Consider the following 25,707-nt stretch of genomic DNA (forward strand, 5'->3'; position numbering starts at 1 on the left):
CTCAGAACTCCCCCGTCCGATCCTTGCGAAGCCGCTCCAGCACCAGCAACGCCACCGCGCACACCACCATCAGTACCGTCGAAAGGGCCATCGCCTGGCCGTAGTTGAGCTCACCGGCCCGCCCCAGCAGCCGCGCCACGGCCACCGGCAGCGTCGGGTTGTCGGGCCGCGCGATGAACACCGTCGCCCCGAACTCCCCCAGCGACACCGCGAAGGCGAACCCGGCCGCGATCAGCAGGGCCCGCCGCACCATCGGCAGATCCACCTCACGCCAGACCCGCCAGGGCGAGGCCCCCAGCACCGACGCCGCCTCGCGCAGCCGCTGGTCCACGGCCCGCAGCACGGGCAGCATGGTCCGTACGACGAACGGCACCCCGACCAGCGCCTGCGCCAGCGGCACCAGGATCCAGGAGGCCCGCAGATCGAGCGGCGGCTCGTCCAGCGCGATCAGGAACCCGAAGCCGACCGTCACCGCGGACACCCCGAGCGGCAGCATCAACAGCGCGTCGAAGCCGCGCACGAACCGGCCCGCGTCCCGCCGGGTCAGCGCGGCGGCGGCCAGACCGCCGATCAGCACGGCGATGAGGGTGGCGACGACGGCGTATTGGAGCGAATTGCCGATCGCCTCGATCGGCGCGACCAGGAAGACACCGCCGTCGGCGCTGGTCAGCGCCCGGTAGTAGCCGAGGTCGGGGGCGTCGAACGAGCGCTGCACCAGCACGGCGAGCGGCAGCAGCAGGAGGACGACGATGACAGCCAGGACACCGGCCAGCAGTGCCCACTGCCCCGCACCGCGCGGCCGCCGGGCGGTCACCGAGGCGTCCACCAGACGCAGGGCGCTCTCCCGACGCCGTACCGTCCAGGCGTGCACGGCGAGGATCGCGGCCACGGCCAGGAACTGGATGATCGTCAGGACGGCGGCGGTGGACAGGTCGAAGATCTCGGAGGTCTGCCGGTAGATCTCCACTTCGAGGGTCGAGAAGGTCGGCCCGCCGAGGATCTGCACCACCCCGAAGGAGGTGAAGGTGAACAGGAAGACCATGAGCGCGGCGGCGGCCACGGCGGGCCCGAGCGCCGGGAGGGTGACCTGACGCCAGGCCTTCAGCGGCGAAGCCCCGAGCATCCGCGCGGCCTCCTCCTGCCGTGGGTCGAGCTGGGACCACAGTCCGCCCACCGTGCGTACGACGACTGCGTAGTTGAAGAAGACGTGCGCGAGCAGGATGGCCCACACGGTGGTGTCGAGCCGTACGCCCCACAGCTCGTCGAGGAGTCCGCCGCGGCCGACCAGCGCGAGGAACGCCGTGCCGACGACGACGGTCGGCAGCACGAAGGGGACGGTCACCACGGCCCGCAGGACCTGCTTGCCGGGGAAGTCGAAGCGGGCGAAGACATAGGCGCCCGGCAGCGCGATCAGCAGCGTCAGCGCGGTGGAGGCGAGCGCCTGCCAGGTGGTGAACCACAGGACGTGCCGGATGTCCGACTCCCCGAGCACGTCCCACAGCCGCCCGAACCGCCACACCCCGTCGACCTTCAGACCGCGCGCGACGATCGCGGCGACGGGGTAGGCGAAGAAGACCGCGAAGAACGCGACGGGCACGGCGATCAGGCCGAGCCGCACCGCCGCGCCGCCCTTGGAGGCCCTTGTACGGCCCTTGCGCGGGGCTACTTCAGTACGAGCGAGGTCCACGACTTGACCCAGTCGTCACGGTTGTCGGCGATCTTGGCCGGGTCCATGGTCTCGGGATCCTTGGCCTGCGGGCCGTACTTCACGAACTCCGGCGGGACCTGGGCGCCCTCCCGCACCGGGTAGACGAACATGTTCAGCGGCATGTCGTCCTGGAACGTCCTGGTCAGCAGGAAGTCCAGGAGCGCCTTGCCGCCCTCGGTGTTCCTGGCGTTGCTGAGCAGGCCCGCGTACTCGACCTGCCGGAAGCACGTGCCCGTCGCGACGCCCGTCGGCGCGCTGGTCGGCTTGGGCTTGGCGTAGATCACCTCGGCGGGCGGCGAGGAGGCGTACGACACGACGAGCGGCCGGTCGGCCCCCGCCTTCTTGCCGCCGGCGGACCCGGAGAACTCGTTGTTGTAGGCCTGCTCCCAGCCGTCGACCACCTTCACGCCGTTGGCCTTCAGCTTCTTCCAGTAGTCCGGCCAGCCGTCGTCGCCGTACCGGGCGGCGGTACCGAGCAGGAAGCCGAGGCCGGGTGAGGAGGTGGAGGCGTTCTCGGTGACGAGGAGGTTCTTGTACGCGGGCTTGATCAGATCGTCGAACGAGCTGGGCGGGGTCAGCTTGTGCTCGCTGAAGTACGCCTTGTCGTAGTTGACGCAGATGTCGCCGGTGTCGATGGGGGTGACCCGGTGCTTGTCCGGGTCGACCCGGTACTCGGGCAGGATCAGGTCGGAGCCCTTGGGCTCGTACGACTGGAACAGCCCGTTGTCGAGCGCCCGCGAGAGCAGGGTGTTGTCGACGCCGAAGAAGACGTCGCCCTGCGGGTTGTCCTTGGTCAGGATCGCCTTGTTGACGGCCTGCCCGGCGTCGCCGTCCTCCAGGACCTTGACCTGGTAGCCGGACTGCTTCTCGAACGCGGCGAGAACGCCCTTCGAGACGGACCACGAGTCGTGACTGACAAGCGTCACGGTCTTGCTCCCGGCCCCGGCGTCGCCGCCGCCCGAGTCGGACGAACCGCACGCGGACAGCGTGACAAGGCCGAGACCGACGGCGAGGACCGTGGCCTTCTTGATGATGCTCACTGAATTCCTCCTGGGGTTGACCAGGAAGAGACGCGGCCCTGCCCGGAAGTCCGCTTTCGACTCCCGGGCAGGGCGCAACAGCTTGAGTGATGACCGAACTTCCTACCCAGAATGACCTGGGCAAGGTTCAGAGGGTCTGCGGCCGGTGCCGCACTCTCAGCGCTGTGGCGCTCCCCTGTCGGAATATGAAGATGTGCTTACGGCGACCTTACGGTGGCCAGACTACCGCTCGGTCGCGGCGAGCTGCCCACACGCCCCGTCGATCTCCTGACCACGGGTGTCCCGAATGGTCACCGGCACACCATGGGCGGCGATGGCCTCGACGAACGCCTTCTCGTCCTCGGGCCGGGACGCGGTCCACTTCGAGCCCGGCGTCGGGTTCAGCGGAATCAGGTTCACATGCACCGGCCTGCCCTTGAGCAGCCGCCCGAGCCGGTCACCGCGCCAGGCCTGGTCGTTGATGTCCCGGATGAGGGCGTACTCGATCGACAGCCGCCGTCCGCTCTTCCCGACGTACTCGAACCCGGCGTCGAGCACCTCGCGCACCTTCCACCGCGTGTTCACGGGCACGAGGGTGTCGCGCAGCTCGTCGTCGGGCGCGTGCAGCGAGATCGCGAGCCGGCACTTGAAGCCCTCGTCGGCGAACCGGTGGATGGCCGGCACGAGACCGACCGTCGACACGGTGATCCCGCGCTGCGACAGCCCCAGCCCGTCGGGCTCGGGGTCGGTGAGCCGACGGATGGCTCCCACCACCCGGTTGTAGTTCGCGAGCGGCTCCCCCATCCCCATGAAGACGATGTTGGACAGCCGGGCGGGCCCGCCCGGAACATCCCCGTCCCTGAGCGCCCGCATCCCGTCCACGATCTGATGGACGATCTCCGCGGTGGACAGATTCCGGTCCAGCCCCGCCTGCCCGGTCGCACAGAACGGGCAGTTCATCCCGCATCCCGCCTGCGAGCTGATGCACATGGTCACCCGGTCCGGATACCGCATCAGCACCGACTCGACGAGCGTCCCGTCGAACAGCCGCCACAGCGTCTTGCGCGTGTCACCCTGGTCGGTCGACAGATGCCGTACGACGGTCATCAGCTCGGGAAACAGCTCCTCGCGCAGCTTGTCACGCGAACCGGCCGGGATGTCGGTCCACTGCTCCGGCTCGTGCGCGTACCGCGCGAAGTAGTGCTGCGAGAGCTGCTTGGCACGAAACGGCTTCTCCCCGATCGCAGCGACAGCGTCCTTACGCTCACCGGGCGTGAGATCAGCGAGATGCCGCGGCGGCTTCTTGGCTCCGCGGGGGGCGACGAAAGTGAGTTCTCCGGGCTTAGGCATGGCTGTACCAGTGTTGCAGATCGAATCGTGTGACCTGGGCTCCGAGCCGTGCATCGTGGTCGTCAGTGGTCGTCGTTGGTCGTCGTTGGCTCTCCTCGGACGGCCCACAGACGGCCCGGATAGATGGGCGTTCTCACTGGCCAGCGCGCTGACGAGAGCATCCGGGCCGGAGCGACTCCCGCCCCGCGCGGTTCCGCTCAGGCAGGGGCGCTGTCACAAGAGCCACACCTAGACCTAGAATCGAACCTGTGTCCGAAAAAGTGTCTCGTCTGGATCGCCTGCGCAGCGTCCGCGAATGGCTGGCCTGGCAGCTGCGCCGCACTGACGACACCATCGCCGAGCTAGAGCGGCAGGAGGTCGCCGCGGCTCGCGCAGCACGCACGCTGCCCCCACCCACGCCTGGATGGAAGCTCGCGATGCGACGAGCAGGCGGCAAGCCCACCCCCGAGGCCGTCCACACAAGCGACTGCGGCATGGCCGGCAAGAACACGAGGCCACTGGCACGTGAGCAGGCCCTCCGGGCGATTACGGAAGGCGGCGTCACGGCGTGCCCCTTCTGTCGACCCGACAACGACCTCGGTGTGCTGTGAAGCGCGAACAGTCGCAGCCTGAAGGAAAGGGCACCGCACCCATCGTGGTGCATCGCATGGCAGGCACCGGCGGACGCCGGGTGACGATCCGCGCCCAGATGGCTGGCCTCGCCCACAGCGACGCCGACCTGATCGAGTTCCTACGCCGCGCGGGCCTGCGGGACGCATGGGAGCTGCTGGACGATCCGCACTGGGTGGAATGGCAAGGTGCCCGACCACACGAATACGGGGCGGACTGACGATGCCACCGCAACCTCCACCCTTATGGAATCCCCAAACCTTCGCCCCTTTGTTCGAATACGAGATTAATGGCCGATCCCCCTGGCGTCACTTGGTTCGCTGTGCAACCATTTTCGCCTACATTCGGTGGACGTGGGGGGAACCGTGTCGACAGAAGACGACGTGCGCGCATGGAGCTTGGAGCCGAAGGAAGAGGACGGCCACTTCGGCATCAGGAACGTCACAATCAAGAACGGACCGCGCGTCTTCAAGAGGGCTAGCATCTCCGTTTACGGAAGCCCAACTAGTGGCGAAATCAAAAAGGAAGAACTCCGCCTAGAGTCCTTCTCTCGCAAATCAGGATTGAACGAGTTTGATTTCGATAATCCCAAAGATCGCTGGTTCTGCGAAAATGAAGAAATCGAGAGGCTAGCGGCATTTCTAGCAGGTGCATTCAGTACGTCCGGCCGCTATCGCTTGATAGATGCCGCTTCCGCTTCCACAACCATGTTGGCCATGCTTGACAGTGGCGATCTCGATCCTGCGACTCTGGGCGAAGCGCTAGCAGGACACGAAGACCTCGCATCTGTCGTGTACGCACTTACGGCGTCTGCTTCTGGGCTTAATGCAATTGAGGCTGCCATCATCGCCCGCAGACGTGGAGTACTGGCAGATCTGAAGAGAATGGCCGTCGACCCCTCCACAACGGAAACGGACATGCAGAGCGCCCTCGAAGGGCACACGTGGATTTTCGGCGGGCAGTATATTGGCATCGCACACAGGCGAAACTTGACCATGCTGGATGAGTACGACATCCCCCTCGTAGAAGCGAGCGGCGCGCTGCACATCGTCGAACTCAAAGGACCAAAGATTAAGGACCTGATCAAGAAGCACAGGAATCATCAAATCGTCGGCGGCGAGGTGCACCAAGCAGTTGGGCAGCTCATGAACTATCTCAAACAGCTAGACCAGCAGGGCGCTGCCATGGAGCAAGCTTTCCGTAACGAGCACGGCGTCGAGTATGACATGAGTCGCCTGTGCGGAACTGTAGTCATCGGGCATTCTAGACACGTGCCTGACTACACCAAGAAACAGGTAGATCAAACGCTCAGAACCTTTAATTCGCACCTCACGCGCGTCCAGGTATTGACGTACGAGGATCTACTTGACCGCGCAGAAATGTCGCTCCGCTTTGAAGAGGATTCGCTCGACCCGCTATAGCTCATCCGCAAGACCGATCAAGTGGCTTGAGACCCGGACACTTCGTCCGGGTCTCTTCTCGTTCTCTCTCCCATGCTCATACGACCGCTGTACGGCCGTGAGGCCAGCTATCGGCCCCGTCATCGGCTCTGTACCGTGAAGCAGGCCCCTACACACAGCAGGAGGCAGCACGCAATGCGTGGTCTCGGAGATCACCTCAGCATCGGCGAGCGGATCGCGTTCTACCGCAGGCGTCGTGGCTACACGCAAGAGGTTCTGGCCGGACTGGTCGGCCGTAGCACTGACTGGCTGGCGAAGATCGAGACCGGCCGTAGGAAGCCACCCCGGATCGACATGCTCGCGGAGTTGTCGCGCCTCCTGCGCGTGCCCCTCGGGGACCTGCTCGGTCAGACCGTGCTCATGGAAGACGAGAGGCAGCAGGACGACGTTCCGGCCGTACGCGATGCGCTCATGACGCCGCGGCGGCTGTCGCGCCTGCTCTTCGGCCCCGAGGCAGAGGTGCAGCTCCCGACGCCCGCCCCTGTGGCCGTGCGCGTGGAGCAGGCATGGAACGACTACCAGGGAGGGCGACTCGGTAGCGTCATCGCGGCTCTTCCCGCGCTCCTACAGACTGCACAGGAGCTGGAAGACCGAGCGGCGCGCCGCGGCGATGACCGTAGCGACTGCTGGGCTGTGTCCGCTCGCACACACCACCTCGCGGCCACGACACTCGCGAAGATCGGCGAATCCGACATCTCATGGCTCGCTGCCGAACGCGCGATGCGGGCCGCTGACGAATCGGACGACCCGCTCGTGTTGGCGTCAGCCGCGCGTTCCGGTACACACGCCCTGCTGGCCAACGGTCGGTATGACGACGCGCTGGAGCTGGGCAACACGGCCGCCGCATGGCTGTCGTCCCAGGTCACCGAGAACGACCCCGCGGCACTGAGCCTTCTGGGCATGATCCACCTGCGCGCCGCTGTAGCGGCTGCTCGTCACCAGGATCGACCCACCGCGACGGGCTTGCTGGACCGAGCCGAAGAACTCGCGGACGATCTCGGGTCGGATGAGAACCACTGGCAGACCGGGTTTGGGCCCACCAACGTGCTGCTTCACCGCCTGTCCGTTGAGCTGGACCTCGACAACGTGTCGTATGTCGTGGAACACGGACAGATCAACGTCGACCACATGCCGCAGGAACGCAGTGTCTCGCACCGAATCGACTACGCGCGCGCCCTGTCGCTCGTCGGACAAGGTGATGAGGCGTTTACGGAGCTACGGACAGCTGAGCGGACGTCGCCGCAGCTCGTACGCAACAATCCCAGGGTGCGCGAGACGCTGCGGGACCTGATCAAACAGTCCCCCGTCACCGGCGGCTCGCGCTCATCCGAAGTGTTCGTGATGGCTCAACGGTGCAGGGCGGTGCAGTGAGTTCAGGCAGTCGTGGAGTGCTCGGGGTCGTCGGGTCTGCGGCCGGAGGCGTAGAGGCACTGCGTACCGGTCTCGTAGAGCCCGCGATGGATCGCGGATGGCAGGTGGCCGTGACGCTCACGCCGACCGCGGGTCAGTGGCTGCGGCTCAGCGGCGAGGTCGAGCGGCTGGAGAAACTGACCGGCCTGCCTGTCCGCGATGAGCCGCGGTTGCCCGGCGAGGCCCGACCGCACCCGCCGGTTGACTGCTACGTCGTCGCTCCCGCGTCGGCCAACATGGTCGCGAAGCTCGCAACCGGCCTGATGGACAACCAGGCTCTGACGCAGGTGGGCGAGGCCATCGGCACCCTCGGTCTGCCGGTCGTCGTCTTCCCTCGGGTGAACGCGGCCCACGCTCGCCATCCGGCGTGGCAGCACCACATCGACACCCTCCGGGCGGGGGGCGTGCACGTCGTCTACGGCCCGGAGGTGTGGCCGCTGTACGAGCCTCGGGAAGCGCCGGCAGGGCGCCCCCTACCGTGGTCAGCGGTGCTCGACACGGTGGACGCGGCGACCCAATGACGATTCGTCAACCCGCCTGACCTGCAAGGAAAGAGGACCCGGACAGTCTGTCCGGGTCCTCTGCCGTTCCGGGCCACATCCTCATTGGCATGTCAGGGATCAATGAGCGAAGCGGCGAGCTGGAGGGCATGACTTCTGCTGAACTCGCTTTGATCAAAGCGAGTTTGAGCGAGGCGCGCGTCAAGGTCGAAGAACTGCTGAAGCGCGCGGACGAACTCACGGCGACGGTGGAGTCTCGCTACCCACAAGCCGCTCAAGGCGGTCAAGGCGCTCGCCAAGTAGGTGCAGGGCGTCATGAATCGTGCTGAGTTCCGCGGCGAGGGCGGTGAACGCCGGGCTACTGCCCGGTTCACTGCCGAGGGGCACAGAAGGATCGCGGACGAACGTCCCGCGGCCTTGCTGAGTGAGAACCAACCCCTCGTCACGGAGCTGACCGAACGCGCTCTGAACAGTCATGAGCTGCACGCCAAGTTCCTTGGCGAGCTTGCGAGCGGCTGGGAGCTGGTCGCCCGGCGCGTACTCGCGATCGGGGCCCGTGATCTTCTCGCGGAACTCGGCCGCAATCTCCTTGGCCGTAGGCGTCTGCTTGGGCGCTTCGGGGCTCTGGTCCATGGCATCGAGAGTAACCGGACCTAGGTCAATCTCTGATCCTCCGCTGGACCCTCTTGACAGCCAGATTGACCTAGGTCAATCTGTAATCACGCCGGAACGAGAGGCCCGGAAGGGCTTCATCGGCTGTCTTCGCAAGTGCTTGACCTGCAAGAACGCACCACCAAAGGGCCCCGAGAGGGGCCATGAGGCCCCGCTTCGGCGGGGGCGAGGGACCCGGACCCCTTGGCAGTCCGGAGGGCTGAGACCGAAAGGTCACGTCTCCATACGCCTGAAACGGGAGCCCGTGTTCCCGAAGGAGACAGCGCACCACCTCACCTCGCCGCCGTGCTCTGGTTCGGCGGCCGGTTGCCTCCCCCGCTCGTCTTGTACGAGCGGGGCGGAGGGGAGCCGGAACATCCCATCGCTTCCTGGAGTCCTCATGAGTTCTGCTGTTGAGATCGTGTCGTTCGGCTACCTGCACGACGAGCCGCCCACGGCACACCTGACCATCGACCTGCGTCACCACTTCCGCGACCCGCACGTGTCGCCGGAGCTGCGGTACATGACCGCGAACGACGAACCGGTCCGCACGGCCGTCCTGAACACACCCGGCATCACAGACCTGGTGGAAGCCACCGCCACGGCGGTCGCCGCGTTCGCGTCCGGCCCCAGCGCCGGAACGGTGACCGTGGCCGACGGATGCGCCGGCGGCCGTCACCGCGCCCCCACCTTCGCTCGCGCGCTGGCCGAGCGGCTGATCGCGGCCGGACACAGCGTCACCCTCCACCACCGCGACCTGGACAAGCCCGCCGTCCAGCGCTGACGCCCTCTTCCCTCATCGCCCCGATGGCCAAGCCGGGTTCGACTCCCGGACGGGGCACTACCCCGCCGCACGCGCGGCCCGGGGTGCTCATCCGGAACGGTCGCCTCTCGCCAAGTACCGCGATCGCCCCGGCATCCCTTCGATGTCAGGAGTTCTGTCATGCGTGACTACATCGGCAACCACCAGTTCGTGAATGACACCGAGTTCGACGAGCTGGCGTTCGGCTTCGAGGAGAGTCCGCTGGGTCTGGATCTCGACCTCTTCCGCGGTCCGCTCCTGCCCGAGACGCCGTACGCGTTCGACGCCCGCTCGGACGCGGCCCGCGACATCATCGCGGACCTGCGGGACCAGGGCGAGGCGGGTGACGAGATCGCCGCCTGGGACGCCCTGTACGCCGACGCCCTCACCCGCACCGTTCCCCTCCTGCGCTCCGCCGACCGCAACGACCAGTTCGGCGGGACGGGGGAAGCGGCATGAACCGCACGGGAAAGATCCTGCTCATTGCCGCGCTGGTCGGCGTGGTCGGCATGGCGTTCCGGGTCTCGTGGAACGCGCTGCGGGACATCGCCAACGCGGTCGGTGCGGACCACACGGCCGCCACCCTCTACCCGTTCGTGGTTGACGGCCTGATGGCGCTGGCGTTGGTCGCCACCCTGGTTCTGGCCGGTCGGGACCGGACGTTCGCACTGCGGGTGCTGGGCACCTACACCGGCGCCTCGCTGGTCCTCAACTACGTTCACGGCCTGGTCCCGGAGTTGCACGGCCGTACGGTCGACTGGGGTCGGTTGGCCGACTGGGACCCCGCCAACTGGGCGTTGGTCCTGCTGGCAACGTCGCTTCCGGTCGGGTCGATCTACTTCGGCTCGGACCTGGTCGCCAAGGTGCTGCACCACCGACCTACCCCGAGCACAGATCAGGACGAATATTCGCAGGTCACCGTAAATCGGTTGGGGTCTGACCTGCGTGAGTCGACCCCCGAGCCCCGGACCGCGGCGGCCGATATTCCGGCTGCCGAGTCGGCCGACACGGCACCGGCCATCGAGCCGGTGGAGTCGACCCCGACGCGGGCCGTCGCCGCCGTCGTCCACGCGCCGCGCCGGTCGACCGGTCGACTTCCCGAGTCGGCCCGCACGCCCCGACCCAACCGGACTGCGGACCAACTCCTGGCTGATGCACGGGAGTTGACTGCCGACTGGTCGAATGAGGCGCTGACGGCCGAGGCGATCCGCAAGGCGGTCCGTACGTCGTCCGCCAACGGCCGGACCCTGCGCGACGCGCTCAAGGCCGAGCGTGCCGAGCGCGACGCCGACGGGCCCGAAGAGGCTGCGGCCTGATGTCCGGGGCGTTCGGCAAGTGCTTCGACCCGAACGGCACCCGCTTCGGCGTCCCCACCTACCCGTGGCGGTACGCCCCCGACGGCCTCGCCACCCGCCGTCAACTCCGTGCCCGTGGCTTACGGCCCGGTGGCCAGCCGATCGCGGCGCAGGTGCTGCGTCCGCGCTACCGGCGCGGCCCGCTGGTCGCCTACCTCTACCGCGTCGACCGCGCCAAGCCGGTGCGGCCGATGACCGCGCGCAAGTGGGCCGCGCTCGCCAAGGCCAATGCCGCCCGCCGCCGCTGCCCCGAGTGCGACAGGGACGCCGGATACGTCATCCCCACCTCGCTCGGAACCTGCGTGACCTGCGCCTATCCCGAGGAACAGCGCGCTGCCTGAACCAACGAATCCCGGGTCCGGCCGCCCACCTTCCACAGCAAGCCGGCCGGACCCTTCGACTCCCGAAGGAGCCAGTACATCGTGACCGAGAACCCCGCGTTCCCGCCCCCGGATGAGCCGGAGGGCACCGACGAGCGGACGGCCGCCGTGCTGCCGTTCCCCCTCAAGAAGGACACCACCCCGTCCGCCGCACCCGTCGCGGGCGAGGCCAAGCCGGGCGAGTGGGAGGCCGAACTCCCCGACACCGACGACCCCGAGGCCGACGCCCTGACCGAGGGCGCCCCGGTCGACCCGCCCCGAGAGGCATACCCGCCCTCGGTCAGTGAGTGGATGGAGGCCAAAGACAAGGCCCGCATGCCGGTCCTGCCGGACTGGGTCAAGCTCCCTGACCAGCGCACGGCCGTCCGCAAGTGGGCCGTCCGCCACTACTCGGCTGTGATCGGATACCACGCCGTTCGCCTGCCCTGCATCTACACGCCCAAGGTGCTCTGGTATTCGCCGCGCGGGGCATGGCGCTGGTCGGCCGCGATCGGCCGGTGGGTGTTCGATGCGGAAGGCAAGTCCCTGCGTCTCGCCTCGGTGGCCAACGAGGACGCGGCCGAGTACCTGAAGCTGTCGCGTCAGCGCAACGACCGCGTGAGGCTGCGCGGGATCGTCGCTGCGATCGCCTCCCTGATCGGTCTCGCCGCCGCCCTGACCCTGTACGTCATGGCGCCGTCGTGGCTGCTGTTGCTGGTCGTGGCGACGCTGACCACGACGCTCGGGGCGGTCGGGGCGCCGGCGGACCGGCCGCTGATCGACCTGGCCAAGGTGACGTTCCGCAAGCGCAAGTTGTCCTCGGACATCGTGATCCGCGCTCACGACGCGGCCGGACTAACGACCAAGGATCAGTCGATTGCCTTCCCGCGGCCGATCGGTCGGGACGGGGACGGCTGGCGCGTGGTCGTCGACCTGCCGTATGGCAAGACGTTCGAGGACGCCGTCAAGGCGCACGCGCGCCTCGCGTCCGGCATGGACATCGCGCCGACTCAGCTCTTCCTGGACAAGGACGAGACGAGCGGTCGGCGGGTGTCGTACTGGATTGCCGACCGTGACCCGCTCGCCGTTCCGTCCGGCAAGACGCCCCTGTTGGGGGCGACGCGGGTGGACTTTTGGAAGCCGTTCCCGTGGGGCGTGGACGAGCGGGGCAACCCGGTCATGGCCACCATGCTGTGGCTGTCTCTGCTGGTCGGCGCCGTCCCCAGGCAGGGTAAGACGTTCTCCGCGCGCACCATTGCCCTCGCCGCCGCGCTGGACCCGTACGTGCGCCTGTACGTGTTCGACGGCAAGGCCTCGCCGGACTGGCGCAAGTTCACCAAGGTCGCCCACCGCATCGGGTTCGGCATCGTCCCGAAGAACGGGTTCGATCCGGTGGTGCATCTGCTCACCTCGCTGCGGGAGTTGAAGGCGGACGTCGAAGACCGGTACCACCGGCTCTCCGAACTGCCGCTGCACATCTGCCCGGAGGGCAAGCTCACCCCGGAGATCAGCCGGGACAAGAAGCTGAACATGCCCCTGACCCTGTTCGTGGTCGACGAGGTGCAGGAGTACTTGACCCACCCCGAGCACGGCAAGGAGATCCTGTCTCTCCTGGTCTACCTCGCCCGGGTCGCCCCGGCGGTCGGCGTGAGCGTCATGACGTCCACGCAGAAGCCGGACGACAAGGCGTGCCCCTCGGAGCTGCGCGACCAGCACCAGGCCCGGTTCGCGCTGCGGGTCGGCGCCTACCAGGTCTCCGACGTCATTCTCGGTGCGGGCTCGTACTCCGAGGGTCTGGACGCGTCCAAGCTGCTCAAGTCCCACAAGGGCGTGGGCCTGCTCAAGGGCATGTCAGATGACTCCGGCATCGTGCGCACCTACCTCGCCGACGGCCGCGACGCGGAGCGCATCCTGACCAGGGCTGCCGCGCTGCGGGAGGCCGAGGGCACGCTGACCGGCGACGCGGCCGGCGAGGCTCCGGCCCCGGACGTGTCCGCCACGATCCTGGACGACGTGGCGGCCGTGCTCGGCAAGGGCGAGGCCAAGGTGTGGTCCGAGACCATCGTCGACCGCCTCGCCGACCTCCGCCCCGAGACCTACGGGCCGTGGGCCGAGCTGGACGCCAAGCCCAAGGCGGAAGCGCTCACCGCAGCGCTCAAGCCGTTCGGTGTGGCCACCGACCAGATCGGCCGCCGCATCGACGGCAAGACGGTCAACAAGCGCGGCATCAAGCGCGAAGACCTCGCCGCCGCGATTACTCAGCGCAACGAAAAGCGGGCCGCCGGATAGCCCCGCAGGGTCGCTAACGCTAGCGGTAGCCGTCGCTAGCGTTAGCGACCCTGCTAGCGACCCAAACCGCATCTGATCAGGTCGCTAGCGGCTAGCGGCCTACCTGCGGAAACCCTCAAAACCCCGCCTGAGAGGCCCCCTGATGAGCCTTCCCCTCCTCGCTATCGCCTGCCTGCTCATCGTCACGCTCGGTTACGTCATCAAGTGCTGGCTGAGCCCGTTCGGTGACTGCCGCAAGTGCGACGGCATGGGCCACGACTTCAAGACCGACCGCAAGGGCCGGACCAAGCGCGGCAAGGACTGTCGCCGCTGCGACGCCACTGGCAAGCGCATACGTGTCGGCCGCTGGATCTACAACCGCGCCGCGCGCACCTACCGCGCCGGCACCCGCTGACCCCGCCGGGAGGCTCCATGGACATCACCATCCCGCTCGTAGGACTGCTCGCCGTCGTCCTCCTGCTGTTGCTGCGCTTCAAGGCGGTCGGTGCCGGCGTGGCCGCCGTCGTCGCGCTCTTCGGCTTCTACCTCGCCGGGACCGACGCGGCCGACACCGTCAACCAGCTCGTCACCGCCGTCACCGGCGCCCTCGCCGACATCGGCCGCTAGAAGGGAGACCAGGACGTGAACGAACCCACCACGCCCTACGACTGGCACCGTCCGGCCGTGCGTGATGCGGCGGCCGTGGAGGTCCACCACCCCACGCATCTCGCCCCGGTACAGCACGCCGCGCCGCTCGTGCCCGTGCAGCCGGGCAACATCCCGGCCGTCGCGAGCGTCGTCCTGCCGGACGGCCGCGTCGTCACCGGCTACGCCATCGAGCCCGCCAAGCCCGAACCGGTCGCGGCCAAGCCGGTCGTCTCGCGTACAGCGGTGAACATCGCCCTCGGAGGCATCGGGTTCGGCGCCGTGTGCGGCGGCCTAGTCCTGCTGACCACGTTCATCGCCGCGCTCGCCGCGCTGGTCCACCAGCTCATCATCCTCGCCGCCGTCATCTTCGGCGGATGGATCGCCGTGCAGCTCTTCAGCGCGAGCGGCCATAGCGGCGGCAACACCTTCCACATCCGCAAGGCCGTCATCAAACGCAACCACTTCCACGGCTAGACGTGGCTGGGGCGGTCGCCTCTCGCCAAAGACCGCGACCGCCCCGGTTCTCCGTCCCTTCGACAGAAACAGGAGACCCCCAGCATGACCCAACCCGCCCCCATTCGGCGAGGCCACCCCCGGCCGCGTCTGCCGGTGCTGTGCACCGCACTGCAACTGGCGGAAGCCGGTGTGCCGGTGCTGCCGCTCCGCGACGGCAAGGTGCCGTTCGGGAACTGCCCAGCGTGCGCGAAGAACGCGTGCGGCGGACGGCCGAACATGAAGCGCGCGGGCATCTGCCAGTGCCCCGACGTGTGCCACGCATGGGCCGCCGCGACCACCGACCCCCGCGTCCTCACCTCCCCCGCATGGGCGTCGGCGTGGCGGCAGGCCGTATCCGTCGCCTACCACCCCGGCGGGGCCGCACTGACCGTCGTCGATCTCGACAACGCGGCGGCCGTCACATGGGCCCACGAGAGCCTGCCCGCTACCCGTACCGTGCCGACGACGCGCGGGGAACACTGGATCTACCGGGGCGTCATGCGTTCGTCCAACGCGGTACTGCCCGGCGTGGACATCAAGTCGCTGATGCAGTACGCCCGGTGGCTCGGTCCCGGCGACGGCCGCATGGCGGACCTGCCGCCTGCTGTCCGCGCCCTGGTCGTGAATGAAGAGACCACCCCCGCCCCGGGGAGGGTGGCCTCTTCTGTCCCCGAGCGCGCCACGTGGGACCGGACCGTTGCCACCGGATGCAGGCACACCGAAACCTACGTGCGCACCGGCCTGGAACGGGGCCTGGCCATGGTCCGCAGCCACACCGAATCCGGCGCCTCATCACAGGCGTTCGGCGTCGCTCGGTTCCTCGCCGTGCAGCACGCGCACTGCCCCGGACCGTGCGGACTGGACGCCATCGGGGAAGAGATCGTGGCCGCCGCCGTCTCGGTCGGTGTCCCCGAGCCCTACGCACGACGCGCGGTCACCAACGGCCTTGAGACGGCCACGGAGCACGCGTCATGAACAAAGCATCCCGAAACCACATGAAAGGCCCTCAGAGCGCCGTACAGGCCCCACCACGTGCGGCCGTAGGCGACCGAAGGGACGTCGCCCGTCAGGGCGTCCGCTCTGTTCTTGATCCTGAAGGACATGCCGAACACCACGTCACCGGCCCGCACTTGGGCGTCTCGGAAGGAGGTACGGACTCATGACCACACAGTCTGTGGACACTCCCGACCTGTGGGCCGGACTGTCCGCCCTGGAAGAGCCCCCCGCCCCCGTGTGGGAGGACCCCGTACCCCTCGCCGGACCGCGCAAGCTCGCCGACTTCCCCGTGGGTGCGCTGCCGGGCTGGCTGCGGGAGTTCGTGGCCGCGGTCGCCGAGGAGACGCAGACCCCCGTAGACCTCGCCGGATGCATCGCCCTGTCGGTGCTCGCCACGGCGGCCGGCGGCCGGTCGGTGGTGCAGGTGCGCGGGCACTGGCGCGAGCCCACGAACCTCTACGTGGTCGTCTCGCTTCCGCCCGCCAACCGGAAGTCGGCCGTGTTCGGCCTGCTCACCGACCCGCTGTACGAGGCTGAACAGCAGCTGCGCACACTCGTCCAACCGGCCATCGTGGAAGCCGAGATGACCGCGCGTCTCGCCAAGGAGGCAGCCGACAAGGCCACCGCCAAGGCGGCATCCGCGAGCGCGGACGAGCGGGATGAGCTGGTCTCCACTGCGATCGCGTTGGCGCAGACCGCGGACAGTGTGACCGTGCCGGCCAAACCGCAGTTGCTCGCCGACGACACCACCGCCGAGACGGTCACCTCACGCATGGCGGAGCAGGGCGGCCGGATCTCCGTCATGTCCGCTGAGGGTGACATCTTCGACATCATCGCCGGTCGCTACTCCGGCAAGCCCAACATGGGCGTATTCCTCAAGGGCCACGCCGGAGACCGCCTCAAGGTCGACCGGCAAACCCGAGAGGAATACATCGAACACCCCGCCCTCACCATGGGCTTGTGCGTCCAGCCGCAGGTCTTGGACGACATCGGGAAGCAGGACGGATTCAAGGGCCGCGGCCTGCTCGGCAGGTTCCTCTACTCGGTTCCCGAGTCGCTGGTCGGCCGCCGCAAGATTGAGCCCAACCCCATCCCCGAGCAGGTGATGGAGACCTACCGGCGCCATGTCCTCGACCTGACGCTGTTCCTCGCCGAGTGGACCGACCCCGCCGTCATCCAGCTCACCCCCGAGGCCGTCACCGCCCTGAAAGCCTTTCAGGCGCGAGTGGAGCCGATGCTGGAAGCCCGTGGCGGCATCATGGGGCAGATCGGCGACTGGGGAGGCAAGTTGGTGGGTGCCACTGCGCGCATGGCCGCCCTGCTTCACCTCGCCGAACACCTCACCAAGGGGCACACGGTGTCCGTGGCGGAAGCGACCATGCGCGACGCGATTGCGCTGGCCGAGTACTTCATCAGCCACAGCCTCGCCGCGTTCGACTCCATGGGCGCCGACCGCATCACGGAGCGAGCTCGCACCGTACTCGAAGCGCTAGGCACCCACGGGTGGCGCGAGGTCAGCAAGCGGGACCTGATGGTCAAGCTCTCCCGCTCCGAGTTCCGTACCGCCAACGACTTGGACCCCGTGTTGGCCCTGTTGGAAGACCACGGCTACGTGCGAGCCCAAGCCGTCCAGCGCACCGGAGGACGCGGCCGGCCACCCTCCCCCCGTTACCTCGTCCACCCCCGCCTGACCGACCAGACCACCTGACCCCCGCCACAGAAACCACAGAATCACAGAAATAACCCCGGCAAGCCCCTGACCAGCACAGACAGCCACGTCAAGGGTTTGCGGAGGCCAGCCACAGAAACGAACCGAGAAGCCACAGAAATAGCCCGGCACCGGCCTTGCCGCTCCGGCCGCCCATTTCTGTGGAAGTTCCGGCGATTTCTGTGGCAGTCCGCATCGTGCGGCATCACCGCACGTCAGCCCACCAATCCAGGGTTTCTGTGTATTTCGTGGTTTCTGTGGCGCCCTCCCGCCTGGAGACGCCATGGCCACAACGCCCGTGACTGCCCCCCGCACAACCCTTCGGTCTGGCCTCCCGGACCGCTATCTCACCCCTGAGGACCTGGTGACGCTGCTCGCTCTGGCGAGCGTCGAAACCGTCTACGCCTGGCGCCGTAAGCGCACCGGTCCGCCCGGAATCCGCATAGGCAAGCACCTTCGCTACGACCCTGCCGCCGTTCACCGCTGGGTCCAAGAGCAGGCCGACGACGGCTGACAGGCGCCACCAAGCACACCCAACCCCGAGGGGGAGCCGCCGCGCGGCTCCCCCTTTCCGCATGTCACGAAAGGGGTCGCGCCACATGGCAGGCCATATTCAAGACCGCTGGTTCAAGACTGAGACCACCACCGACGGCAAGACCATCAAGGTCAAAACCGATCGCCACGGAACCGGCATGCGCTACCGCGCCCGGTACGTCGGCCCCGACGGCACCGAGAAGTCAAAGAGCTTCCGCGATGGACAGAAGCGTCTCGCCGAGAAGTGGCTCACCAACACCGCATCCGACATGTCACGGGGTCAGTACATCGACCCGCGCGCGGCCCGAATCACCTTCAAAACCTACGCCGAGAAGTGGCTCACGGCTCACAGCACGGAGCTCTCAAGTCAGATCGTGGTTGAACAGCGGTTGCGCCTGCATGCACTCCCGCTCATCGGCTCGCGGCCGTTGGACTCGTTCCGTCCCGAGCACATCCGCGGACTGGTGAGCACCCTGGAGAAGAACCCCGCCGTGAGTGGCGGCTACGCACGGAACATCTACGGCGATGTGCGAGCCGTGCTCAGCGCTGCCGTGGACGACGGGCTGTTGGCGCGCAACCCGTGCTCTGCGAAATCCGTCCGTCCGCCGGCGGCCGAGCCACGCCGCGTTGTCCCGTGGCTGCCCTCGCAGGTGCTCACGGTCCGTTCCGCGCTCCCCGAGCGCTATCAGGCCATGGTGGACGTTGGCGCTGGGTGCGGACTCCGTCAGGGCGAGATCATCGGACTCGCTGAGGACGCACTCGACTTCGACAGCGGCATCCTGCGGGTTGTCCGCCAAGTGAGGCTCATCCGGGGCAAAGCCGTGTTCGCCCCACCCAAGTGCAACAAGGAGCGGGACGTACCGCTACCGCCGTCCGTCGCCGAGGTCATCCGCGCCCACATGGACGCGTACAAGCCGGTTGAGGTCACCCTCCCGTGGCGGAAGCCGGACGGCCCGAAGGTGTCCGCTCGCCTCCTGTTCACGAACACCGCGAGTTGGGTGGTATGGCGAAGCAACTTCAACATCCAAGAATGGAAGCCCGCGCTCGCGGCAGCTGGACTGATTGCGGAACCCGGGGAAGACGGCAAGCATGTGTCCGCCCGCGAGCACGGCATGCACGCGCTGAGGCACTTCTACGCGTCCGTGTTGCTGGACGCCGGCGAGAGCATAAAGGCCGTCAGCCAGTACTTGGGGCACAGTGACCCAGGACTGACGCTGCGGGTGTACGCGCACCTGATGCCGGCAAGCCAGGAGCGGACCAAGCTGGCGGTCGATACGGCTTTCGGCAGGACGACAGCAAGCGCGGCCGAGGCAGGGTAGAGCCGTGTGCCAATGTATGCCCTCCTTCGGAATCAGGCGGGGAGCTCTAGCCCGGCTACGCCATCAGCCCAAGCCGGGCTCTTGGCGTACTCCCTGAGCCAATCAACCATCGCTTCACAGCTCGCGATGTAGTCCTCAGCCGCTTGCATCGTTGGGATGCGCTTGCCATTCCTGACCTCGTTCGCGATCGCTTGCAGCTCACGAAGGGAGTGCGCGATGTCGCGAGGGAAGAACCTCTCGCTCCAGAGCAGGCGATTCAGGAGGCGCTCACCGATCCTCCCGTAAGACGTGTGTTCCAGCGTCATGCGGGTCAGCGCGGATCGAACCTGATGCCACGCTTCAAGCAGCGCCACTGATGGATCAATGAAGGGCACTGCCAGCCGAGTCCCGCGTTCCCTGCCCTCGGCACCCTGGTTGGTCAACGCGCTCGATTCGATGGCTTGCGGCTCAGACTGGGCTACTGCCTCTCCCACGTCGACGCTGACCTGTTCGACCACTTCGGAAAACTCAGCATCCACCCCTACAGCACTGAGCACCTTCATACGCCTCAGCAGGCCTCGCAGTTCCTCGCGGAACCCGTAGGCGACGGCCAAGACCACCGCAGGCCAGACCAGCGCCTTCAAGAAATCAAGGATCAGGCGGGCTATCTCCACCCGATCATCTTGGCTTGTGCCGTGGCCCGTTGTGACTCGTTCTGTAGATCTCGAAGCACATGCGACGGCCCGGAGACGGCCCAGCGGCCCGGCAGCGGGCCACCAAGGACACAGTATGCCCAGGTAGAGGGGCTATTGCCGTCCACTCATTGCCAGTTCTCCGGGCTTAGGCATGGCTGTACCAGTGTCGCAGATCAACTGGCGTGGCCCGTTCCCCCTGTGGACAACCCCGCCCCCTCTGCTTCGCAGGGGCGGAGAACTAGTCGGTCGTGCCCTCCAGCCGGTCCTTGAGGAGTTGCTCGTCGCGTGGCAGTTCCTTGCGGACCTGCGGGCGGACGACGAGGGGGACCAGGAGCTTGCCGACGCCGTGGCCCTCGAAGTCGAGGTCGATCGTCACGCGCGAACGACGCCCGTCGTCGAGCGGCTCGATCTCACCGTGGGCGCGGGCCCTGACGGGGCCGTCCGTCCCGTGCAGATCCCAGCTGTGCGGAGGGTCGAGCTCGTCGAACTGCACGGTCATCGGAATCTGACGGTTCCCGACGCGCCGGGTGACCCGGACCCGGGAGCCGGCGTGGATCGGGCCCTCGTCGAGCGATTCGACCGAGACCGCACTCAGCTGCCATTCCGGCAGGTGAGAGGGGTCCGTCACATACGCGTAGACATCGGCCGGGGCTCGATCGACGTCGACGCTCTCTCGGATGATGGCCATGATGACCCCCTTTGAGTGCCTTTGGCGGCGTACACCGGAATCGTCCCACACACCAAGGAGCCTCCGCTCTGCAAGAACGGAGGCTCCCGGACACTGACAAATGAGACGCTGACCGATCAGACGCTGACCAACCGGACGTCGGCCCGGCCCGTCAGCCCGACCCCACGAACAGCACCAGCAGCAGCCACACCACCGGAGCCGTGGGCAGCAACGAGTCCAGCCGGTCCATGATCCCGCCATGCCCCGGCAGCAGCGTGCCCATGTCCTTGATGCCCAGGTCGCGCTTGATCATCGACTCGCCGAGGTCACCCAGCGTCGCGCTGGCCGCCACCGCGAGGCCCAGCAGCAGGCCCTGCCACCAGGTGCCGTCGTCGATCAGGAAGTGCATGCACAGCGCGCCCGCGACCATCGCGAAGCTCACCGCGCCCAGCAGGCCCTCGCGGGTCTTGCCGGGGCTGATGCGCGGGGCGAGCTTGGTCTTGCCGAAGCGCCAGCCGACGGCATACGCACCGGTGTCGCTGACGACCGTCAGCAACAGGAACGTCAGCACACGCCACGCACCGTCGTCGGCCGTCAGCATCATCGCGACGAACGTCGCCAGGAAGGGCACATAGAACGCCGCGAAGACACCCGCGGTGACGTCCTTGAGGTAGCCCTCCGGCGGCTCCGTCATCCGCCAGACCAGCACGGCCAGCGCGGTCAACGCCATCGCGACCCAGGCGCCTTCGGCACCCCGGACGTACCCGGCGACGACCATGGCCGCACCGCCGAGCGCGAGCGGGACCAGCGGCGCCTTGATGCCCTTGCGCTCCTCAAGCCGCTTGGTCAGCTCCCACAGACCCACGACGACGGCGACCGCGACGACTCCGACGAACACGGCCTTGACGACGAACAGCGACGCGACGATCACCACGCCCAGCCCGACACCGACCCCTATGGCAGCACTCAGGTCGCGCCCCGCGCTCTTCTTCTGCGGCGGGGGCGCCGGCTGCGAGGCGTCGGGCATGGGCTCCGGATTCTGCTGCGCCGCCTCGAAGGGCCGCGCCTGCGGCATGTCGTACGGCCGCGCATGCGGCGACTGTTCGCGGAACAAGGGGCCGCTCAGCCGAGCGGCCCCCCGGTCGTCATCCTGGTCTCCGCCATACGCGGGTACGTCGGGCACGATGGGCATGGGGCGAGTCTGCTGCGCCTGAGGCGCATCGTACGCGGGACCCGCCGGGGCAGCCCCCTGGACAGGTCCACGCGCGGCGGCCCCCCAGTACCCGGCTTGTCCTGCTTGTCCGGCTTGCGGCGGTGCCCCCCAGGAAGAGTCGTTCATCAGACCTCAAGCAGCTCCGCTTCCTTGTGCTTCAGGAGCTCGTCCACCTGGGCGACGTACTTGTGCGTGGTGTCGTCGAGCTCCTTCTCCGCACGGCGGCCCTCGTCCTCACCGATCTCGCCGTCCTTGATCAGCTTGTCGATGGCGTCCTTGGCCTTGCGGCGGACGGAGCGGATGGACACACGCGCGTCCTCCGCCTTGCCCTTGGCGACCTTGATGTAGTCGCGGCGACGCTCCTCGGTGAGCTCGGGGAACACCACTCGGATGATGTTGCCGTCGTTGCTCGGGTTGACGCCGAGGTCGGAGTCCCGGATCGCCTGCTCGATGTTGCGCAGGGCGCTCTTGTCGAACGGGGTCACGACCGCCATGCGCGGCTCCGGCACGGAGAACGAAGCCAGCTGGTTGATCGGCGTCGGCGCACCGTAGTAGTCGGCCACGATCTTGTTGAACATCGCCGGGTGCGCACGACCGGTGCGGATCGCGGCGAAGTCCTCCTTGGCGACCACGACGGCCTTCTCCATCTTCTCCTCGGCTTCGAGGAGGGTCTCTTCGATCACCACTTGCTCCTGCGTGTCTTGAGTAAAGGCCCGGCTGCGGTTCCAAGGTGGGGGCGGCGGCCGGCTGCGTCGCGTCTTCTTCCTGCACGGTTCCCGACCGGCAGGACATTGTCCATCCCCCGGTCAGGGTCCGTCCCGTCCGTCCCCCGGACGGGGTTGTTCTCGGGCGTCAGCCCTGGCTGCCCTGCTCACCCACAAGCGTGCCGATCTTCTCACCCTTGACGGCGCGGGCGATATTGCCCTCCGCCAGAAGCTCGAAGACGAGGATCGGGAGCTTGTTGTCACGGCACAGGGTGACGGCGGTGGCGTCGGCGACCTTGAGATCGCGGGTGATGACCTCGCCGTAGCCGAGGGAGTCGAACTTGACCGCGTCGGGGTTGGTCTTCGGGTCGGAGTCGTAGACCCCGTCCACGCCGTTCTTGCCCATGAGCAGCGCCTCGGCGTCGATCTCCAGGGCGCGCTGGGCGGCGGTGGTGTCGGTGGAGAAGTACGGCATGCCCATACCGGCGCCGAAGATGACCACGCGGCCCTTCTCCAGGTGCCGTACGGCGCGCAGCGGGATGTAGGGCTCGGCGACCTGGCCCATGGTGATGGCGGTCTGGACCCGGCTGTCGATGCCCTCCTTCTCCAGGAAGTCCTGGAGAGCGAGGCAGTTCATCACGGTGCCGAGCATGCCCATGTAGTCGGAGCGGGCCCGGTCCATGCCGCGCTGCTGGAGTTCGGCGCCGCGGAAGAAGTTGCCGCCGCCGATGACGACCGCGATCTCGGCGCCGTCGCGGACGACGGCGGCGATCTCGCGGGCGATCTTGTGCACCACGTCCGGGTCGACGCCGAGGCCGCCACCACCGGAGAAGGCCTCTCCGGACAGCTTCAGCAGAAACCGGCCGCGTACTTTGCCGTCGTCGCTCTTCTGGGCCTTGGTGGTCATCGAGATCCCGCCTTTGTTACGTGGTGCACATACGAAGAAGGCCACTGCCGGCCCGGGCGTGTTTCGCATCCCATGCGCGGCAATGGCCTCCTCGTCAGATCTGCTGTCGTCCGTCACGCGCGCGTGCGCGGTGACGGCGTCCGCCAACGACTGCCCCAGACCCTATCGGGGTCGGGCGCCGATCGCGGTACGGACTCAGATGCCGACCTTGATACGCGTGAAGCGCTTCAGGGTGACACCGGCCTCGTCCAGAACCTTCTGGACGGACTTCTTGTTGTCGAGCGCGTACGGCTGGCCGAGCAGCGTGGCGTCCTTGAAGAAGCCGTTGAGGCGACCCTCGACGATCTTCGGCAGGGCGGCCTCGGGCTTGCCCTCGGCGCGGGTGGTCTCCTCGGCGACGCGGCGCTCGGACTCGACGACCTCGGCCGGGATGTCCTCCTTGGCGAGGTACTTCGGCGCGAAGGCGGCGATGTGCTGGGCGATGCCCTTGGCGACGTCGGCGTTCGGCTTGTCCAGCTCGACGAGGACACCGATCTGCGGGGGCAGGTCGGGCATCGTGCGGTGCATGTACGCGAGGACGAAGCCGTCGGCGTACTGCGCGAAGCGGTCCAGGACGATCTTCTCGCCGAGGTTGGCGTTGGCCTCGTCCACGAACGCCTGGACGGTCTTGCCGGCCTCGATCTCGGAGGCGAGCAGGGCGTCGAGGTCGGCCGGGGAGGTCGCGGCGACGTGCTGCGCGATCTGGTTCGCGACGGCCTGGAACTTCTCGCCCTTGGCGACGAAGTCCGTCTCGCACTTCAGCTCGACGAGGACGCCGGAGGAGTTGTCGTCGGCGATGACGGAGACCACGGCGCCGTTCTCGGCGGAGCGGCCCTCGCGCTTGGCGACGCCCTTCTGGCCCTTGATACGGAGCGCCTCGACGGCCTTCTCGACGTTGCCCTCGGCCTCGTCCAGCGCCTTCTTGCAGTCCATCATGCCGGCGCCGGTGAGCTCGCGGAGCTTCTTGACGTCGGCGGCGGTGTAGTTCGCCATGATTCAGTGAATCTTTCTCGAAGTCTGGAAGATCGAAGATCTACGGGGTCTACGGCCCCTGGAATAGCCGGGGCCGCCGACATTCCGTCGACCTACGGGTGAACGGCGGGAGCGGAGTTCACCGCGCCGCAGGCGCAGTGGCCACCACTCCCGCCGTCAACGCTGACGGTGTCAGGCCTGCTCGCCCTCGGCGGCCGGAGCCTCAGCAGCCGGAGCCTCGGCGGCGGGGGCCTCGGCGGCCGGAGCCTCAGCGGCGGGCGCCTCGGCAGCCGGAGCCTCGGCGGCGGGGGCCTCGGCCGGCTTCTCGGCAGCCTCGTCGGCCTTCTTCTCGCCCTCAAGCAGGTCGCGCTCCCACTCGGCGAGCGGCTCGCCGGCGGCCTTCTCGCCCTTGCCCTCCGTCGCCACGCCGGAACGGGCGATGAGGCCCTCGGCGACGGCGTCGGCGATCACACGGGTGAGCAGGGTGACGGAGCGGATCGCGTCGTCGTTGCCCGGGATCTTGTAGTCGACCTCGTCGGGGTCACAGTTGGTGTCGAGGATGGCGACAACCGGAATGTTGAGCTTCCGGGCCTCACCGACAGCGATGTGCTCCTTCTTGGTGTCCACGATCCAGACGGCGCTGGGCACCTTCTGCATCTCGCGGATACCACCGAGGGTCTTCTCCAGCTTGGCCTTCTCGCGCGAGAGCACGAGAAGCTCCTTCTTGGTCAGACCGGAGGACGCGACGTCCTCGAAGTCGATCTGCTCAAGCTCCTTGAGGCGCTGCAGACGCTTGTAGACGGTCGAGAAGTTGGTGAGCATGCCGCCCAGCCAGCGCTGGTTGACGTAGGGCATGCCGACGCGGGTGGCCTGCTCGGCGATGGCCTCCTGCGCCTGCTTCTTCGTACCGACGAACATGACCGTGCCGCCGTGGGCGACGGTCTCCTTGACGAACTCGTAGGCGCGGTCGATGTACGACAGCGACTGGAGCAGGTCGATGATGTAGATGCCGTTGCGCTCCGTGAAGATGAAGCGCTTCATCTTCGGGTTCCAACGACGGGTCTGGTGACCGAAGTGGACGCCGCTCTCCAGCAGCTCCCGCATCGTGACGACGGCCATGGCCGTTCTCCTTGAATTTCTCGGTTGTGCCGCGGGGGCCGGACGGCTCCCGCGCCTGACGCCCACATGCGCCGTGCCACTAGGGACCGAGGGGCGCTGACACGGACCGTCTCCGGTGGCCGTGTCGGGGCGTGCGAAGTCGACCCGGTGACCCGGATCGCCAGAAGAAGTGTACGGGACCCGCGAGGCCCCGGGTGACGCCGCTGTCCACAACCCGGGAG

General features: G+C 67.6%; 28 protein-coding genes and 1 riboswitch. Of the genes, 17 read left to right on the forward strand and 11 right to left on the reverse strand.

Annotated features, from left to right (window positions below; translation table 11 throughout):
- Position 1: 1 nt before the first annotated feature.
- The 3 genes from ACFWYS_RS02575 to rlmN all read right to left on the reverse strand — a co-directional run bounded on the left by ACFWYS_RS02575 (position 2) and on the right by rlmN (position 4,077).
- Positions 2 to 1,687, reverse strand: a complete 1,686-nt coding sequence (locus tag ACFWYS_RS02575) for an ABC transporter permease (protein WP_384762385.1) — start codon at positions 1,685 to 1,687, stop codon at positions 2 to 4.
- A complete protein-coding gene (locus tag ACFWYS_RS02580; RefSeq protein WP_384762387.1) occupies positions 1,663 to 2,748 on the reverse strand; it encodes a thiamine ABC transporter substrate binding subunit in 1,086 nt (361 codons plus the stop codon). The genes ACFWYS_RS02575 and ACFWYS_RS02580 overlap by 25 nt, the downstream gene beginning before the upstream one ends.
- 81 nt (positions 2,749 to 2,829) lie before the next feature.
- Positions 2,830 to 2,935, reverse strand: a riboswitch (TPP riboswitch).
- A gap of 35 nt (positions 2,936 to 2,970) precedes the next feature.
- The gene (rlmN, locus tag ACFWYS_RS02585; protein ID WP_384762389.1) at positions 2,971 to 4,077 is read right to left on the reverse strand and encodes a 23S rRNA (adenine(2503)-C(2))-methyltransferase RlmN; all 1,107 of its coding nucleotides are present in this window, start codon (positions 4,075 to 4,077) and stop codon (positions 2,971 to 2,973) included.
- Positions 4,078 to 4,325: 248 nt separating this feature from the next.
- Between rlmN and ACFWYS_RS02590 the strand changes: the two genes are divergently transcribed.
- The 5 genes from ACFWYS_RS02590 to ACFWYS_RS02610 all read left to right on the forward strand — a co-directional run bounded on the left by ACFWYS_RS02590 (position 4,326) and on the right by ACFWYS_RS02610 (position 8,077).
- Positions 4,326 to 4,667: a DUF6233 domain-containing protein gene (locus ACFWYS_RS02590; RefSeq protein WP_384762391.1), complete on the forward strand. Its 342-nt coding sequence runs from the start codon at positions 4,326 to 4,328 to the stop codon at positions 4,665 to 4,667.
- Positions 4,668 to 4,723: 56 nt separating this feature from the next.
- Entirely contained in the window at positions 4,724 to 4,906 is a 183-nt protein-coding gene (locus tag ACFWYS_RS02595; RefSeq protein WP_384762812.1) for a hypothetical protein, read from the forward strand.
- 145 nt (positions 4,907 to 5,051) lie between these two features.
- A complete protein-coding gene (locus tag ACFWYS_RS02600; protein WP_384762393.1) occupies positions 5,052 to 6,107 on the forward strand; it encodes a Shedu anti-phage system protein SduA domain-containing protein in 1,056 nt (351 codons plus the stop codon).
- 174 nt (positions 6,108 to 6,281) lie between these two features.
- Positions 6,282 to 7,517: a helix-turn-helix domain-containing protein gene (locus ACFWYS_RS02605; protein WP_384762395.1), complete on the forward strand. Its 1,236-nt coding sequence runs from the start codon at positions 6,282 to 6,284 to the stop codon at positions 7,515 to 7,517.
- A gap of 17 nt (positions 7,518 to 7,534) precedes the next feature.
- The gene (locus tag ACFWYS_RS02610) at positions 7,535 to 8,077 is read left to right on the forward strand and encodes a flavoprotein (protein WP_384762814.1); all 543 of its coding nucleotides are present in this window, start codon (positions 7,535 to 7,537) and stop codon (positions 8,075 to 8,077) included.
- Between the two features lie 216 nt (positions 8,078 to 8,293).
- On the opposite strand, the gene ACFWYS_RS02615 is transcribed toward ACFWYS_RS02610, so the two are convergent.
- Positions 8,294 to 8,689, reverse strand: coding sequence for a GntR family transcriptional regulator (locus ACFWYS_RS02615; RefSeq protein WP_384762397.1), 396 nt, complete (start codon positions 8,687 to 8,689; stop codon positions 8,294 to 8,296).
- Between the two features lie 418 nt (positions 8,690 to 9,107).
- Here ACFWYS_RS02615 and ACFWYS_RS02620 point away from each other — a divergent pair, with 418 nt between their 5' ends.
- The 12 genes from ACFWYS_RS02620 to ACFWYS_RS02675 all read left to right on the forward strand — a co-directional run bounded on the left by ACFWYS_RS02620 (position 9,108) and on the right by ACFWYS_RS02675 (position 19,191).
- Entirely contained in the window at positions 9,108 to 9,491 is a 384-nt protein-coding gene (locus ACFWYS_RS02620; protein WP_384762399.1) for an ATPase, read from the forward strand.
- Positions 9,492 to 9,650: 159 nt separating this feature from the next.
- Positions 9,651 to 9,968, forward strand: a complete 318-nt coding sequence (locus ACFWYS_RS02625) for a hypothetical protein (protein ID WP_384762401.1) — start codon at positions 9,651 to 9,653, stop codon at positions 9,966 to 9,968.
- Entirely contained in the window at positions 9,965 to 10,825 is an 861-nt protein-coding gene (locus ACFWYS_RS02630) for a DUF2637 domain-containing protein (RefSeq protein WP_384762403.1), read from the forward strand. Before ACFWYS_RS02625 ends, ACFWYS_RS02630 begins: the two co-directional genes overlap by 4 nt.
- Complete coding sequence (locus ACFWYS_RS02635) at positions 10,825 to 11,205, forward strand: RRQRL motif-containing zinc-binding protein (protein WP_384762405.1); 381 nt, start codon at positions 10,825 to 10,827, stop codon at positions 11,203 to 11,205. Before ACFWYS_RS02630 ends, ACFWYS_RS02635 begins: the two co-directional genes overlap by 1 nt.
- A gap of 81 nt (positions 11,206 to 11,286) precedes the next feature.
- A complete protein-coding gene (locus ACFWYS_RS02640) occupies positions 11,287 to 13,512 on the forward strand; it encodes a cell division protein FtsK (RefSeq protein ID WP_384762407.1) in 2,226 nt (741 codons plus the stop codon).
- Between the two features lie 142 nt (positions 13,513 to 13,654).
- Positions 13,655 to 13,906, forward strand: a complete 252-nt coding sequence (locus ACFWYS_RS02645) for a hypothetical protein (protein ID WP_384762409.1) — start codon at positions 13,655 to 13,657, stop codon at positions 13,904 to 13,906.
- Between the two features lie 17 nt (positions 13,907 to 13,923).
- A complete protein-coding gene (locus tag ACFWYS_RS02650) occupies positions 13,924 to 14,118 on the forward strand; it encodes a hypothetical protein (protein WP_384762411.1) in 195 nt (64 codons plus the stop codon).
- 15 nt (positions 14,119 to 14,133) lie between these two features.
- Positions 14,134 to 14,613, forward strand: a complete 480-nt coding sequence (locus ACFWYS_RS02655) for a hypothetical protein (protein ID WP_384762413.1) — start codon at positions 14,134 to 14,136, stop codon at positions 14,611 to 14,613.
- An 84-nt stretch (positions 14,614 to 14,697) separates the two neighbouring features.
- Positions 14,698 to 15,609 (forward strand): bifunctional DNA primase/polymerase, encoded by a 912-nt coding sequence (locus ACFWYS_RS02660; protein WP_384762415.1) that lies wholly within the window; start codon positions 14,698 to 14,700, stop codon positions 15,607 to 15,609.
- A 184-nt stretch (positions 15,610 to 15,793) separates the two neighbouring features.
- On the forward strand, positions 15,794 to 17,338 hold the full coding sequence (locus ACFWYS_RS02665) for a YfjI family protein (protein WP_384762417.1): 1,545 nt from the start codon (positions 15,794 to 15,796) through the stop codon (positions 17,336 to 17,338).
- A gap of 283 nt (positions 17,339 to 17,621) precedes the next feature.
- The gene (locus ACFWYS_RS02670) at positions 17,622 to 17,852 is read left to right on the forward strand and encodes a helix-turn-helix transcriptional regulator (RefSeq protein WP_384762419.1); all 231 of its coding nucleotides are present in this window, start codon (positions 17,622 to 17,624) and stop codon (positions 17,850 to 17,852) included.
- 85 nt (positions 17,853 to 17,937) lie between these two features.
- Positions 17,938 to 19,191, forward strand: a complete 1,254-nt coding sequence (locus tag ACFWYS_RS02675; RefSeq protein ID WP_384762421.1) for a tyrosine-type recombinase/integrase — start codon at positions 17,938 to 17,940, stop codon at positions 19,189 to 19,191.
- A 32-nt stretch (positions 19,192 to 19,223) separates the two neighbouring features.
- On the opposite strand, the gene ACFWYS_RS02680 is transcribed toward ACFWYS_RS02675, so the two are convergent.
- From ACFWYS_RS02680 to rpsB, 7 genes are all read right to left on the reverse strand, one after another.
- The gene (locus tag ACFWYS_RS02680; RefSeq protein ID WP_384762423.1) at positions 19,224 to 19,844 is read right to left on the reverse strand and encodes a hypothetical protein; all 621 of its coding nucleotides are present in this window, start codon (positions 19,842 to 19,844) and stop codon (positions 19,224 to 19,226) included.
- A 259-nt stretch (positions 19,845 to 20,103) separates the two neighbouring features.
- Complete coding sequence (locus ACFWYS_RS02685; protein WP_384762425.1) at positions 20,104 to 20,553, reverse strand: SRPBCC family protein; 450 nt, start codon at positions 20,551 to 20,553, stop codon at positions 20,104 to 20,106.
- A 151-nt stretch (positions 20,554 to 20,704) separates the two neighbouring features.
- Entirely contained in the window at positions 20,705 to 21,871 is a 1,167-nt protein-coding gene (locus tag ACFWYS_RS02690; protein ID WP_384762426.1) for a phosphatidate cytidylyltransferase, read from the reverse strand.
- On the reverse strand, positions 21,871 to 22,428 hold the full coding sequence (frr, locus tag ACFWYS_RS02695) for a ribosome recycling factor (RefSeq protein WP_147994035.1): 558 nt from the start codon (positions 22,426 to 22,428) through the stop codon (positions 21,871 to 21,873). The genes ACFWYS_RS02690 and frr overlap by 1 nt, the downstream gene beginning before the upstream one ends.
- A gap of 169 nt (positions 22,429 to 22,597) precedes the next feature.
- Positions 22,598 to 23,356: a UMP kinase gene (gene pyrH, locus ACFWYS_RS02700; RefSeq protein ID WP_384762429.1), complete on the reverse strand. Its 759-nt coding sequence runs from the start codon at positions 23,354 to 23,356 to the stop codon at positions 22,598 to 22,600.
- Between the two features lie 195 nt (positions 23,357 to 23,551).
- The gene (tsf, locus tag ACFWYS_RS02705; protein ID WP_384762431.1) at positions 23,552 to 24,388 is read right to left on the reverse strand and encodes a translation elongation factor Ts; all 837 of its coding nucleotides are present in this window, start codon (positions 24,386 to 24,388) and stop codon (positions 23,552 to 23,554) included.
- 171 nt (positions 24,389 to 24,559) lie between these two features.
- Entirely contained in the window at positions 24,560 to 25,486 is a 927-nt protein-coding gene (gene rpsB, locus ACFWYS_RS02710) for a 30S ribosomal protein S2 (RefSeq protein WP_384762433.1), read from the reverse strand.
- Positions 25,487 to 25,707 lie beyond the last annotated feature (221 nt).

Origin of the sequence: Streptomyces sp. NPDC059010, assembly GCF_042740355.1 — a bacterium.
Classification (GTDB): domain Bacteria; phylum Actinomycetota; class Actinomycetes; order Streptomycetales; family Streptomycetaceae; genus Streptomyces.